The following is a 12,833-nucleotide window of genomic DNA, read 5'->3' as shown; positions in this document are numbered from 1 at the left end:
CGTCTCTTACTTCTTCATCTTCTGATCAAGCACATCTACAAGATCTTCCATTTCATGACGTCTGACCCTGGTCATGAGCTGTTCCACTACTTCCCTCGGGTTGGCATCCTTGAAAAGAATATAGTAGATTCCCGAAGTGATGGGCATATTGATATTCTGCTCTTCAGCCATCTGGAAGGCAGCTTCGGTGGTCCGCACGCCTTCAACTACCATACCCATGTCATCCAGAACGGTTTGAAGATTCTCTCCCTTACCGAGCTTGAAACCGGCTCTCCAGTTTCTGCTGTGAGAACTCGTACAGGTGACAATCAAGTCACCGATTCCCGCAAGTCCGGAGAAGGTAAGAGGATTGGCTCCCATGGAAGTCCCGAGTCTCGCCACTTCGGCAAGTCCTCTTGTTATAAGAGCCGCCTTCGCATTATCCCCATACCCGAGACCATCGGAAATACCGGCACCAAGCGCAATAATGTTTTTCAAAGAACCACCGAGTTCCACTCCGACCAAATCGGGAGAGGTGTATACGCGAAATTGGCTGTTGATAAAAAGACTTTGCACTTCTTCCGCGATTTCAAGATTTTCAGAAGAGACGGTAACGGTCGTCGGCTGCCTTAACGCTACCTCTTCCGCATGCGAGGGACCGGATAACACGATAACAGCCCGGCGTTTCTCTTCCGGAATTTCTTCTGTAATGACTTCCGAGACGCGCTTGTATGTTTTCGGTTCGATTCCTTTGGAAGCGTGAATAACGGTTGCCGGTGAATCGAGAGCCGTTATGAGAGAACGACAAACCTCTCTCACCGCTTTGGTCGGTACAGCCAGAAGAATATAATCAGAATCTTCCACGCTTTCTGTAAGGTCATCGAATACCTGAATGTTATCAGGCAGGGAAGCATTTTCCAGATATCTCTTATTCTCTCTCGTTTTCTTCATTTCTTCCGCATGCTCGACTCTGTGGGCCCACAGACGGACCTGATGATCATTGTCGGCTAAAACGAGGGCAAGAGCTGTCCCCCAGCTCCCGGCACCAAGCACTGAAATGTTGGCCATTTATATCCCTCCCGTAAGTTTTTATGTTCTCTTTCTAGCAATGATGTGTATCGGTGTCCCTACAAATCCGAATGCTTCTCTTATCCTGTTTTCCAAAAAACGTTCATACGTAAAATGCATCAGGTTCGGATCATTTACGAAGACTACGAATGTCGGAGGTTTTACTGCTACCTGAGTGGAATAGAAAATCTTCAACGTCTGTCCCTTGATCGATGGAGAAGGGTTCATTGCAAGCGCGTCCACGATAACTTCATTCAGCAGATTGGTCGACACTCTCTTGGCATGGTTCTCACTGGCCTGCACGACGGCAGGTAACAGCGTATGAATTCTCTTTTTAGTTTTTGCAGATAAGAAAACTATCGGAGCATAATCAAGATATCTGAAAGCCGAACGGACCTCATCTTCGAATTCCTTGATCGAAGTCTCGTCCTTATCTATAGTATCCCACTTATTCACCACAATCACTACTGATTTACCTGCCTCATGCGCATACCCGGCTATTTTTTTGTCCTGCTCCTGAATACCCGTATCTGCGTCAATCAGAGCCAGAACTACATCCGATCTTTCAATTGCTTTAAGGGCTCGCATAACACTGTATTTTTCCGTGGATTCGTACACTTTCCCGCGTTTTCTCATGCCGGCGGTATCGATGATAACGAAATCCTGGTCATCCCTCGTAAAAGATGTGTCCACTGCATCTCTCGTAGTGCCGGCGATGTCACTCACTATGACCCTTTCCTGACCGAGAAGGCTGTTAATAAGAGAAGACTTACCCACGTTGGGCCGTCCGATTACACTGAAACGTATAGTCTCGTCATCTTCCACCTCTTCCGGCAAGTCGGGGAAGTGAGTAATTGTTTCATCCAGAAGATCCCCGAGGCCAAGGCCATGGGAACCCGAAATCGGATAAGGATCACCGAAACCGAGAGAATAAAATTCGTAGATGCTTTCCCTCATCTCGGGGTTATCCACTTTATTCACGGCAAGTACTACGGGTTTATTCGACTTGAACAGAAGCTTACTCACTTCTTCATCCGCTGCAGTAATCCCGTCCCGGCCGTTGACCATGAATATGATTACGTCCGATTCTTCTATCGCAATTTCGGCCTGTGCTCTCATCTGAACCAGAAGTGGTTCGTCCCCGAGTTCTATACCACCCGTATCTATGACGTGAAACGTATGGTTCAGCCACTCTGCGTCAGCGTATATTCTGTCTCTTGTAACTCCGGGGGTATCTTCTACAATAGAGATCCGTTCCCCGACCAGTCTGTTAAATATGGTAGATTTTCCTACGTTTGGTCTTCCTACTATAGCTACTGTTGATTTCCTCATGAAAGGTACATCCTTTCTTTCTTCCTCTATAAATTACTTTACTACATCTTAACCTTATCATTTTAGCAGAAGGTCGGGAATATGACAATCTGTATTAATAACGGCGCATCAGAAATATACCGAATAATATGGAATGGCGCAGCCGGACCATTTTAATCATATTACAGACACTTCTATATGTATGTTCCCCACAAAAAAAAGCCTGTATTCAGACTCCTTTTTGACTGATCCAATTTTTTGTTTCCCCATGCAGGATGTAAGGCTTTCCTTTCAGCTGTTCGACTGTTTCGCATCCGAGAATCATCATCACCGATTTCAGCTCGTGGTGGATCAGGTCTATTTTCCCACGCAGTGCCGGTTCACCATCTTCCATTAATGTTTTCAAAAGAGGACCCGCCATACCGAACGCCTTTGCTCCGAGTACCAGAGCTTTCGCTCCGTCCACGCCGGAACGTATACCTCCGGAAGCAATAATATGTTCCGCCTCCAAACTGTGTAATATGGAAACAGGTGTCGGGATGCCCCAGGAATGCAAGCTGTCCATACTATTATCCCTTCGTTCATTCTCCACTTTAGAGAAATTGGTACCTCCCTTGCCCCCTACATCGACGTAGCGGCATCCGAGTGCCTGCAGTTCTTTCACCGTCTCTCCGGACATCCCGAAGCCTACTTCTTTCACTATGACCGGGACGGGAGACTCCGAAATCACTCTTCTAATATTTTCTATGCGGAATGAGAAATCCCTGTCCCCTTCCGGCATGACGACTTCCTGTACAGTATTCAGATGAATCTGGAGGGCATCTGCACGTAACATCTCTATGGCGACTTCCGCTTCTTCCCACGTAGCTTCGCTTCCTACGTTTGCAAAAATGATGCCATCTGGATTCACTTCGCGGACCACTTCATATGTTTTACGTTCTTCCTTGTCTTTAATAGCGGCCATCTGAGAACCGACTGCCATGGCAATATTTTTTTCTCCGGCAATTTCAGCCAGCTTTCTGTTTATTTCTTTCGTCTTTTCACCACCGCCACCTGTCATCGCATTCACAAAAAGAGGGGAACTTACATTAAGTTCCCCCAGTTGAACAGAAATATCCAGTTGCTCCCAATCCAGTTTGGCCAGGCTCCGATGTACAATATCCACTTCATCAAAATAATGTACCGGCCCTTCGGAATGGTTAAGAGCATGGCGGATGTGATCCAACTTGCGCTCTGATCTCATCCTTCCACCTCCGGCTGCACACAAAGGAAAAAGGCAGGAAAAACAGTGCGTTAATAGACGCACGCTTCTCTTTCCTGCTTTTTTTCCGCTGATTATTTTTTATATTTATCCAGTTGATCACCAATCATGTCGCTTAATGAGAACCCACCGGAATCTTCCTCTTTTTGATAAGATTCAACTTCTTTTCTCTGGTTGTCTTCATCAAGTTCTTTGATACTCAATGAAAGGCGCTTCTGATTCTCGTCCACATCAAGAACTTTAACGTTTACCGTCTCCCCTTCTTCCAGAACTTCCTGAGGGTTGGCGATATGACGGGTGGAAATTTGGGAAATGTGTACAAGTCCTTCTACGCCCGGCAGGACTTCCACGAAAGCTCCAAAGTTAACGAGACGCTGTACTGTACCTTCCAGTACATCACCCTGGCTCACTTTATCTCCGATATTTTCCCAAGGTCCCGGCTGCGTTTCTTTCAGCGAGAGGGAAATCCTTTCGTTATCGCGATCTACCGAAAGAACTTTGACACTGATCTTCTGTCCTTCTTCGACCACGTCGGAAGCTTTGCTTACGTGTTCGTGGGAAAGCTGGGAGATGTGCACAAGTCCGTCGATGCCGCCCAGGTTTACGAAAGCTCCAAAATCGGTAAGACGCTGCACTGTACCTTCAACGACCTGTCCGGATTCAAGGGACTGTAGAACATTCTGTTTCTGTTCTTTCTCTTCACCCTCGACTACCGCACGGTGGGAAAGGATGACCCTGTTCTGTTCACGGTCCAGCTCAACTACTTTCAGGCTGAGTTCTTTACCTTTATAGTCTTCGAAATCTTCCACGTAGTATGTTTCTACGAGTGAAGCAGGGATAAACCCTCGCAGGCCGATATCAACGACAAGGCCGCCTTTTACTACGTCCTGGACTTCCGCGTTGAAGATCTCTTCGTTTTCATATTTGGTCTCCAGATCCTCCCAGGCTTTATCTGCATCTACTGCACGCTTGGAAAGGACGATTTCGTCATCTTCCACTTTTTTGACTTTCAGTGTGATGTCGTCGCCTTCTTTTACAGCATCTGAAGCTGTTTCAATGTGCAGGCTGGACAGTTCACTTATAGGAACGATCCCTTCAACTTTATATCCTACGTCTACGAGGACCTGTTTGTCCTCTACTTTGACGACTTTCCCCGTTACAAGATCACCTTCGTTAAATTCTTTCATTCCAGAAATTTCTTGATTCATTTCATCCATACTGAGACTACCTCCTTCAAATTCCGACACAACTTTGTCATTATTAAAAATATCCTTTTGTCTAACTTCTAATATTTGCACGCTTTTGTCAAGCGATAGACGCTTATTGTTGATGAAATTTATACAATTGTCTGATTCTTTCCATGATATAATCCGTCACTTCTTTTGCACTTGACTTGTTTTCCCGGAAAGACGTCAGATCAATCGGCTCCCCGTAGGCCACTTTCAGTCTTCTTCCCGGTTTGTAAGGACCTATGATGGCGCAGGGGACCACTACCGCTTCCGAACGCAGCGCAAAGAATCCGAGACCGGTCAGACCCTCCCCGATTTCCCCTGTCCGCTGTCTTGATCCTTCCGGAAACAGACCGAGAACCTCTCCCTGGCTTAAAATATTAAGACCGTTCCGCAGAGCGTTTCTGTCTCTCATTCCTCTTTTTATAGGGAAAGCGTGAATATTATTCAATAGAGAACCGAGCACCTTCTTTTCGAACAATTCCTCCTTGGCCATGAAATGGATAGTACGGGGAGAAGTGATTCCCACTACCGGAGGATCGAAATTGGAAATGTGATTGGAACATATAATTACAGGACCCTCATTCGGAATGTTCCCTTTTCCCACGACTTTAATCCTGTATAAAGGGTAAAGAATAACGGAGACCAGGCTTCTGGCCAGTTTGTAAAGTTTCATCGGGAGTTCACCCTCTCGTTGACAAGGTCCAATATTTGCTCGACCACATTATCGATGGATAATGATGTAGTATCCACTTCCACAGCGTCTTTCGCTTTAACGAGGGGAGAAGCAGTCCTGGTGGAATCGATATCGTCTCTCCGCTTGATCTCCTCCATCAGCACCTCAAGATCGCTCTCGTATCCGGAACGGGTGTTTTCTTCATGCCTTCGTCTTGCTCTTTCTTCCACCGAGGCAACCATAAAAATCTTCAGGTCCGCCTCAGGGATAACCTTCGTCCCTATATCCCTTCCGTCCATCACTACATTCTGGCCGGCAATCATCTTCTGCTGTCTGTTGACCATTTCGATCCTCACTTCCGGATAACTGGAAACGGCCGAGACGTTTCTTGTAACCTCATCCGTACGTATTTCTTTCGTAATTTCTTCTCCGTTTATAAATACAAGCTGACCTTCATCCGTCTGCTCAAATTGAATGTCGCATTTCATCAGCACTTCCAGCACTTCTTCCTCGGAAGAAAGGTCCGCCCCCTCCTTTATCGTTTTAAGCGTCAGCGCTCTGTACATCGCGCCGGTATCGACGTATATGTAGGTAAGAGCGTGAGCCACTTTCCTGGCCACTGTACTTTTTCCGGCGGCTGCCGGGCCATCGATAGCTATTGAAACTGTGTCACACATAAATCCTTCCTCCGTTCGCTTATATAGTACTGTGTCAGAATAACACAGAACTATCATCTATTCACTTGTACTCCATGTTTTTCATGTATCTTTGCTGTTCAAACCCATATTTTATAATTGTCTGTCTGTCTTTTTCGGCAAGTCCTTCAAACTTGACTGAAATAACTCCCGGAGTCGACCCTCTCGGTTCCGCCTGACGTATAATGACAGCTTCCGTCTCTACATAATTGTACCCGCCCGAATTCATCGGTAAAACCATCGTGACATATATGTGCTGCCCTTTATTGAATTGAGCGTCGACAGGCTGTACGAAAGCTGCACCTCCTCCACTAAGATCAGCGGTTACCGTATGGTAGTTACGGTCTTTCGTATTGATGGCAACGTCTACGGAAGTTTTCGTCCTTACGTATCTTCGCCGCTGAATCCTTTTGAGGAACTCCTGTCCCGGGAAGGTAATCTCCAGAACGGGAATAGTCAGCTTCTTTCTGGAAACCACCTGTGTCTCGAACTGATAGACTGCAGCGTCCTTACCTACATAGCTGCCTTTAAATTCGGTCCCCTCCAGAAAAAAAGAGATTTTTCTCGTTTCGCTGTGGACAGGGTAGTCGACATAGAGCTTTTCTTTCTCCACTTCCTGCACTTTACAGTAAAACTCCTCATTTTCTTCTGCAGTCAAAACCAGTTCTGTTCCAACTTCAATCATTGACCTCCACCCTTTCTGAGCCCTTAGTACTAATATTATCGCAAATAAGTAGCATAAATAGAAGTTAAAAATGATAAAAAATTACTTTTCTAGTACAAAAAGGCTACTATCCCTGAAGATGATGAGTATTTGCAAGCTTGATCAGCTGAAAACCAACTACCCACAGAATCACCATGAAAGGGAGAAGGCTGTACAGCCATGCGGGTAAACTCACCATGTACCCGTAGGATCCGTGGAGAAGAGCCGGGATCACGAGAGCGAAAGCTATACACCATTTCTTTCTGTCTGTACGGAATTTCGCTTTCCCCATGTAATACCCCATGATCAAACCGAACAGGGCGTGGGAGGACACCGGGAATACCGCACGCAGAAATGCTATTTCTATACCGTTCGAAAAGATATAAATTATATTTTCCACAGTGGCGAACCCGAGACTCAAAGATACTCCGTAAATGATTCCATCGTAGTGGTGATCGAAGTTTTCGTGTTTGAAAACGATAAATAAAAAAAAGAACCATTTAAAGAATTCTTCAAGAAAGCCTGCCGACAAAAACGGTTTCCATACCGTTCCCGTTAAATACTGTTCCTGTTCGATCCCGTACTGAACAAACATGATTGGGAAAACTAACAGACACCCGACGATGAACACCCGGATAATAAGAGAGAGCGGCTCCAGTTCCATTTTTTTATTTAAATATATATATGTCATAAGCGCTATTATCGGCGCGACTGCAGTAATCAGTAATGCCAAATTCAATGCCCCGCTTTCCATTCCTTCCATTTCATATTATCATGAGATGACAGGAAAAGGTAGAGACTATGGGAGATGGAGGTACACAGATGAAAAACATACTGATTATCCATACAGGCGGCACGATTTCGATGGAGGAAAACACCAGTACCGGTGAAGTGAATACTACTTCGGAACACCCGTTATCCGAAGCAACGAAACACTTGAAACACATAGCCAACATCACCGATGAAGCTGCGTTTCACGTTCCTTCCCCTCACATGCAGCCCCGCCACATGCTTCAGCTTGGACAGCTGATCCATGAACGGTTCACCGAGAAGAAGTTCGATGGAATAGTCGTTACTCACGGAACAGATACACTTGAAGAGACTGCATATTTCCTTGACCTGTTTCTGCAGACGAGAAAGCCCGTCATCGTTACGGGAGCTATGCGAAGCGCTAATGAGATTGGGGCGGACGGCCTGTACAACCTGATCACTGCCGTCCGGGTAGCAAGCAGCGATGAGGCGCACGAAAAAGGAACGCTCGTAGTTATGAATGACGAGATACATACTGCTAAAAGTGTAACCAAAACTTCCACAAGTAACGTTGCTACGTTTCAGAGCCCCCAGTACGGCCCGATAGGTATTACGACTAAACAGGAAGTTTTCTTTCACCATAAAATCACTTACAGAGAAGCTTACCCTGTACAACAACTGTCTAAAAACGTCGTTCTGCTGAAAGTATACGCCGGTATGGACGGCTCCATTATCGATTCCCTGCTGGACTCTCGGGTGGATGGTCTCGTAATTGAAGCTTTAGGACAGGGGAATGTTCCGCCTTCCATGATCGGTTCGCTTACGGCAGCAGTGGAAGCAGGGGTGCCCGTACTGGTTGTATCCCGTTGTTACCAGGGATTCGTCCAGCCCACTTACGCTTACGAAGGCGGCGGGAAACACCTTGAAGATATCGGTTTGATTTTCGCAAATGGATTGAATGGACCTAAAGCAAGAATAAAATTAATGCTGGCCCTTGAAATGACGAATAACCGGGCAGAAATCATTTCCATGTTCCAGTAAATCCCGGCATGATAATCTTTGAAGAAAACCTTGTAGAAACATTAAAAAACCCCCTCGGTAACCGGGATTTGGTAGTGACCCCTAAAAGTTAGATTTTTTACTCTAACTTCCGGGGTGCACTACCTCTCCGCTTTCCGAGGGGTGCTGTTTATGGCGGGATAAAAGCAGAAGTCTCCGCATCGTGCTGTTATCCGACCTGTTCCGGTTTCTTTACGGATCAGGTGAGAGGTTCTTTTTCCGTACATATATCTGCAGCGATCTTTCCTCCGTGCCATCTTCCATTCTCGATAAAGATCTCGTTATTGTTATAACCTGCAGCGATGACCCCGGCTACGTACACGCCGGATACGTTCGTTTCCATAGTCTCTTCGTTAAATACCGGCCGACCCGTCTCTTCATTGATTTCAACACCTATACTTTTGATAAACGGGTGATCAGGCTTATAACCGGTCATGGCGAAAGTAAAGTCGTTGGCCCTGGACTTCCTTTCCCCGTTCACCTCATAAACGATTTCGTCATCTGTTATTTCTACAATCTCCGCACCAAATTCCATATTCACAATCCCCTTATCCACAAGGGCAGAGAACTGCGGAAGGATCCACGGTTTAATACTTGGGGAATAGTCACCTCCCCGATAAAGCACTGTTACTCTGGCTCCTGCCTTGACAAGTTCCAAAGCTGCATCCGCTGCCGAGTTCTTTCCCCCGATAACAGCCACTTCTTTATCGAAAAATGGGTGGGCTTCTTTAAAATAATGACTGACTTTATCTTTATCCTCACCCGGCACTTTCATATAATTAGGCTGGTCATAATACCCGGTAGCCACCACAAGGTAATCAGCCTGATATTTTCTCTTTTGATCCGTCATCTCTCTGTGAGTCTCCAGGACGAAACCATCTTCCGTCTTCTCTACGTGTACCACTTTCTCAAACGTGTTTATTCTGAGTTTTTTTCTCTTCGACACGCCCCGATAATAAGTCAGCGCTTCGTTTCTGACAGGTTTCTGTCTTTCGGATATGAAGGGTACATCCCCGATTTCCAGTTTTTCACTCGAACTGAAAAACGTCTGGTGAGTCGGGTAATGGTAAATGGAATGCACTATGTTCCCTTTTTCTAAAATGAGAGGTTCGATCCCTTTTTTCTGCATCTCTATTGCAGTGCTCATGCCGCAAGGGCCTCCTCCGATAATTATCACTCGTTCCCGTTGCAAAATCGTCACTCCCTGTCTGTTATAACTTAGCTGGTTGCACCCGGTACCTGTCTGCATAAATGAACAAGCTCCGGATTATAAAATCACCTAAAAAATCTCCTATCAAAATAATGATAGGAGATTTCCGTTCCAATATCAACTTAAACCCATCCACGGAACCGGGCGGCTTCTGCCATCTTGCGTACCCCGACCATGTAGGCAGCAAGGCGCATGTCCACTCTTCTGGTTTCTGCCGTATTGTAGATGTTGTCAAAACCTTTAATTATGACTTTGTGTAATTTCTCTTCCACTTCCTCTTCTGTCCAGTAATATCCCTGATTGTTCTGTACCCATTCAAAATACGATACAGTCACACCACCTGCTGAAGCCAGCACGTCAGGGACCAGCAGAATCCCTCTGTCCGAGAGGATTTTCGTACCTCCGAGAGTAGTCGGCCCGTTAGCTGCTTCTACCACTATGCTTGCTTTAATGTTGTGGGCATTTTCTTCGGTGATCTGGTTTTGCACAGCTGCAGGTACCAGCACATCACATTCGAGCTCAAGTAGTTCTTTATTAGTGATAGTATCGTCAAACAGGTTCGTTACTGTACCGAAACTGTCCCTGCGGTCAAGAAGATAATCGATATCAAGTCCTTCCGGATCATAAAGACCACCGAGAGCATCAGAAATACCTACAATTTTTGCGCCTTTATCATACATGAATTTGGCCAGAAAACTGCCGGCGTTCCCGAAACCCTGAACCACAACGCGTGCTCCTTCGATATCTATCCCTTTTTTCTTCGCAGCTTCGTCGATGCATATCGTTACACCTTTGGCCGTAGCTGTCTCCCTGCCGTGTGAACCGCCCAGTACAATCGGCTTGCCCGTAATGAAACCGGGATTGTTGAATTCATCAATCCGGCTGTACTCATCCATCATCCAGGCCATAATCTGGGAGTTTGTGAATACGTCAGGAGCCGGTATATCTTTCGTCGGACCTACGATTTGACTTATGGCACGGACATATCCACGACTTACCCCTTCAAGTTCGCGGAAGGACATTTCTCTCGGATCACAAATAATACCGCCTTTACCTCCCCCATAAGGAAGATCAACGATACCTGCTTTAAGACTCATCCAGATAGAGAGGGCTTTGACCTCCGTTTCATTGACATCCGGATGAAAGCGCACTCCGCCCTTCGTAGGACCGATGGCATCGTTGTGTTGCGATCGGTACCCTGTGAATATCTTAATTGAACCGTCATCCATCCGGACAGGTATGCGGACTGTCATCATACGAACAGGTTCTTTCAGTAATTCATACACTTCTTCCGGATACCCGAGTTTATCAAGGGCATTCTGAATTATAGTTCTCGTGGAAGTCAACACATTCATATTTTTATCTTCCGGTTTATCGGCTACCATCACTAAACCCCCTATATGAAAATCATCACGTCATCAGTGAATAGTATACACTCATTCCCCGGGATTGAAAAGGAACCTTTTCTTTCCTTGTATAAGAACTCCCATCCAGAGTAAGCGTTTTCAAAATTCGGAAAAAGTTCTGCACTCAAAAGAATGCAGAGAATTTATTTACAGCGGTACCGTCCGTAATCTTCATTCCATATTCTTCCAGCCATACAGACGTCATCGCAGTGGCGCTTCCGAATTCCGAAAGTACCGCTACGAGATCTTCCTTGTTCACGTTCTCCACTTCATGTTCTTCCAGCAGCAGATAATAGCCATCCCTTTCCTTAAACAGGGTGCCTCCCGTTAATCCCATACGCCGCAGTGGTTCAGTAGCCTGTATAACATCTTCCACATCTTCAAAGTGATATAAAAGTTCCTTATACTCATCCAGTGTGACCTTCATTTCAAGAAAATCATCGTCTCCTGCAGCATCTTCCGATTTTGTAACGATTACCAGTAAGCCCTGAGCCTGGAGCATATATATCTGAACCGTCAGCACTCCGATCAATTCCTCTTCCAGTTCTTCCTGGGCATCGAGTATCATATCGCTGAAAATCTGATGGACCTTTGGAAGGTCTTTCCAGATTTCTTTCGTCTCAAGACCTCTTTCCGTAAGATCATCTGTCGTCAGGAACATTTTGAATTTATGAGTTGATAAACGCTCAATCCGCATAATTTTCCCCCTCCCCCTTTATATAATAAATCGTACCACCATCTAATCCAGTTTCTGCAGTTCAAATAAGTGGTATTCGGAATTGGTTTCCAGCCGCAGAGGTAATAAAGAAGTTCCGTATCCTTCGCTTACAAAGACCCTGGTATTCTCAAAAAGCTTCCAGCCACCCCGTTCATAGGGGCCGTACCCCATGAATCTGATCTGTCCGCCATGAGTATGACCCGAAAGTATTAAATCGAAATCTTCGGCGAAGGAAGCTATCTGTTGCATTTGAAAAGGGTCATGCATGACAAGTATAGAAGGACGGACATCCGATTTCACAGGTTTTTCAACCTCCTCCACGGAATAAGGATCGATACCTGTAATGCTGTAGTCGTTTTCTTCGAGCGTTTCGTTGGAGAGCACCCGCACGTTAAACTTCTGAAGCAGTTCGAAAGTAGTTTCTTTTTCTCTATCGTTATTGCCAGGAATAAAATAGATTGGTTTTCCGATTTTCGTCAGTAAGTTGAGATTATATTCCATAGATTTGTCAGAGACGCGTCTGTCAACAAAATCCCCGCCAATCACAATTAAATCGACGTTTTCCTCAGCTATACGCTCGGCAATGCGATTGTTGTGTACATCCGAAATAAACAACAGCCGCAGCATTCCTTCCATATCGCTGACAGTCAACATGTGCACTTTTCTTACCGGCCTCACTGCTTTTCTACCCATGTACCGGATAATTGCTATTACCAACAGGAAGACGGTCCAGATTTTGTTCAATTAACTCACCTCTACTTCCAATGA

The 12,833-nt window shown here is 45.6% G+C and carries 13 protein-coding genes; 1 reads left to right on the top strand and 12 read right to left on the bottom strand.

The window, feature by feature from the left end; all coding sequences use genetic code 11:
- Positions 1–6: 6 nt before the first annotated feature.
- From AAV35_RS06155 to prsW, 8 genes are all read right to left on the bottom strand, one after another.
- On the bottom strand, positions 7–1,047 hold the full coding sequence (locus AAV35_RS06155; protein WP_008587479.1) for an NAD(P)H-dependent glycerol-3-phosphate dehydrogenase: 1,041 nt from the start codon (positions 1,045–1,047) through the stop codon (positions 7–9).
- A gap of 21 nt (positions 1,048–1,068) precedes the next feature.
- Entirely contained in the window at positions 1,069–2,379 is a 1,311-nt protein-coding gene (der, locus tag AAV35_RS06150; protein WP_008587477.1) for a ribosome biogenesis GTPase Der, read from the bottom strand.
- Positions 2,380–2,587: 208 nt separating this feature from the next.
- On the bottom strand, positions 2,588–3,601 hold the full coding sequence (gene fni, locus AAV35_RS06145) for a type 2 isopentenyl-diphosphate Delta-isomerase (RefSeq protein WP_008587476.1): 1,014 nt from the start codon (positions 3,599–3,601) through the stop codon (positions 2,588–2,590).
- A gap of 92 nt (positions 3,602–3,693) precedes the next feature.
- Positions 3,694–4,836: a 30S ribosomal protein S1 gene (gene rpsA / locus AAV35_RS06140; RefSeq protein WP_008587474.1), complete on the bottom strand. Its 1,143-nt coding sequence runs from the start codon at positions 4,834–4,836 to the stop codon at positions 3,694–3,696.
- Positions 4,837–4,939: 103 nt separating this feature from the next.
- Positions 4,940–5,524 carry a lysophospholipid acyltransferase family protein gene (locus AAV35_RS06135; RefSeq protein ID WP_008587473.1) on the bottom strand — a complete coding sequence of 195 codons (585 nt, stop codon included), beginning with the start codon at positions 5,522–5,524 and terminating at the stop codon, positions 4,940–4,942.
- A complete protein-coding gene (gene cmk / locus AAV35_RS06130; protein WP_008587470.1) occupies positions 5,521–6,201 on the bottom strand; it encodes a (d)CMP kinase in 681 nt (226 codons plus the stop codon). Before cmk ends, AAV35_RS06135 begins: the two co-directional genes overlap by 4 nt.
- A 61-nt stretch (positions 6,202–6,262) precedes the next feature.
- Positions 6,263–6,904 (bottom strand): flagellar brake protein, encoded by a 642-nt coding sequence (locus AAV35_RS06125; protein WP_008587468.1) that lies wholly within the window; start codon positions 6,902–6,904, stop codon positions 6,263–6,265.
- Between the two features lie 106 nt (positions 6,905–7,010).
- Entirely contained in the window at positions 7,011–7,685 is a 675-nt protein-coding gene (prsW, locus tag AAV35_RS06120) for a glutamic-type intramembrane protease PrsW (protein ID WP_008587466.1), read from the bottom strand.
- Positions 7,686–7,744: 59 nt separating this feature from the next.
- Between prsW and AAV35_RS06115 the strand changes: the two genes are divergently transcribed.
- Positions 7,745–8,713: an asparaginase gene (locus AAV35_RS06115; RefSeq protein WP_040609058.1), complete on the top strand. Its 969-nt coding sequence runs from the start codon at positions 7,745–7,747 to the stop codon at positions 8,711–8,713.
- A gap of 217 nt (positions 8,714–8,930) precedes the next feature.
- Here the strand turns inward: AAV35_RS06115 and AAV35_RS06110 are convergent, their stop codons facing one another.
- The 4 genes from AAV35_RS06110 to AAV35_RS06095 all read right to left on the bottom strand — a co-directional run bounded on the left by AAV35_RS06110 (position 8,931) and on the right by AAV35_RS06095 (position 12,809).
- A complete protein-coding gene (locus AAV35_RS06110; protein WP_008587462.1) occupies positions 8,931–9,923 on the bottom strand; it encodes a YpdA family putative bacillithiol disulfide reductase in 993 nt (330 codons plus the stop codon).
- Positions 9,924–10,063: 140 nt separating this feature from the next.
- Positions 10,064–11,326: a Glu/Leu/Phe/Val family dehydrogenase gene (locus AAV35_RS06105; RefSeq protein WP_008587460.1), complete on the bottom strand. Its 1,263-nt coding sequence runs from the start codon at positions 11,324–11,326 to the stop codon at positions 10,064–10,066.
- Positions 11,327–11,471: 145 nt separating this feature from the next.
- Positions 11,472–12,044, bottom strand: a complete 573-nt coding sequence (locus AAV35_RS06100) for an adaptor protein MecA (protein WP_008587457.1) — start codon at positions 12,042–12,044, stop codon at positions 11,472–11,474.
- 42 nt (positions 12,045–12,086) lie between these two features.
- The gene (locus AAV35_RS06095; RefSeq protein WP_008587455.1) at positions 12,087–12,809 is read right to left on the bottom strand and encodes a metallophosphoesterase; all 723 of its coding nucleotides are present in this window, start codon (positions 12,807–12,809) and stop codon (positions 12,087–12,089) included.
- Between the last annotated feature and the right edge of the window lie 24 nt (positions 12,810–12,833).

It is taken from the genome of Salimicrobium jeotgali (assembly GCF_001685435.2).
Lineage (GTDB): Bacteria > Bacillota > Bacilli > Bacillales > Halobacillaceae > Salimicrobium > Salimicrobium album.
The sequence above is the reverse complement of the archived record's forward strand: the minus strand, read 5'-3'. Positions and strand labels throughout refer to the sequence as shown.

What these genes read in the sequence shown, in the direction of transcription:
- AAV35_RS06135 (WP_008587473.1), bottom strand. Translation starts at nt 5,524, where the DNA reads ATGAAACTTTACAAACTGGCCAGAAGCCTGGTCTCCGTTATTCTTTAC.
- prsW (WP_008587466.1), bottom strand. Translation starts at nt 7,685, where the DNA reads ATGGAAGGAATGGAAAGCGGGGCATTGAATTTGGCATTACTGATTACT.
- AAV35_RS06125 (WP_008587468.1), bottom strand. Translation starts at nt 6,904, where the DNA reads ATGATTGAAGTTGGAACAGAACTGGTTTTGACTGCAGAAGAAAATGAG.
- der (WP_008587477.1), bottom strand. Translation starts at nt 2,379, where the DNA reads ATGAGGAAATCAACAGTAGCTATAGTAGGAAGACCAAACGTAGGAAAA.
- rpsA (WP_008587474.1), bottom strand. Translation starts at nt 4,836, where the DNA reads ATGGATGAAATGAATCAAGAAATTTCTGGAATGAAAGAATTTAACGAA.
- fni (WP_008587476.1), bottom strand. Translation starts at nt 3,601, where the DNA reads ATGAGATCAGAGCGCAAGTTGGATCACATCCGCCATGCTCTTAACCAT.
- AAV35_RS06100 (WP_008587457.1), bottom strand. Translation starts at nt 12,044, where the DNA reads ATGCGGATTGAGCGTTTATCAACTCATAAATTCAAAATGTTCCTGACG.
- AAV35_RS06105 (WP_008587460.1), bottom strand. Translation starts at nt 11,326, where the DNA reads ATGGTAGCCGATAAACCGGAAGATAAAAATATGAATGTGTTGACTTCC.
- AAV35_RS06115 (WP_040609058.1), top strand. Translation starts at nt 7,745, where the DNA reads ATGAAAAACATACTGATTATCCATACAGGCGGCACGATTTCGATGGAG.
- AAV35_RS06155 (WP_008587479.1), bottom strand. Translation starts at nt 1,047, where the DNA reads ATGGCCAACATTTCAGTGCTTGGTGCCGGGAGCTGGGGGACAGCTCTT.
- cmk (WP_008587470.1), bottom strand. Translation starts at nt 6,201, where the DNA reads ATGTGTGACACAGTTTCAATAGCTATCGATGGCCCGGCAGCCGCCGGA.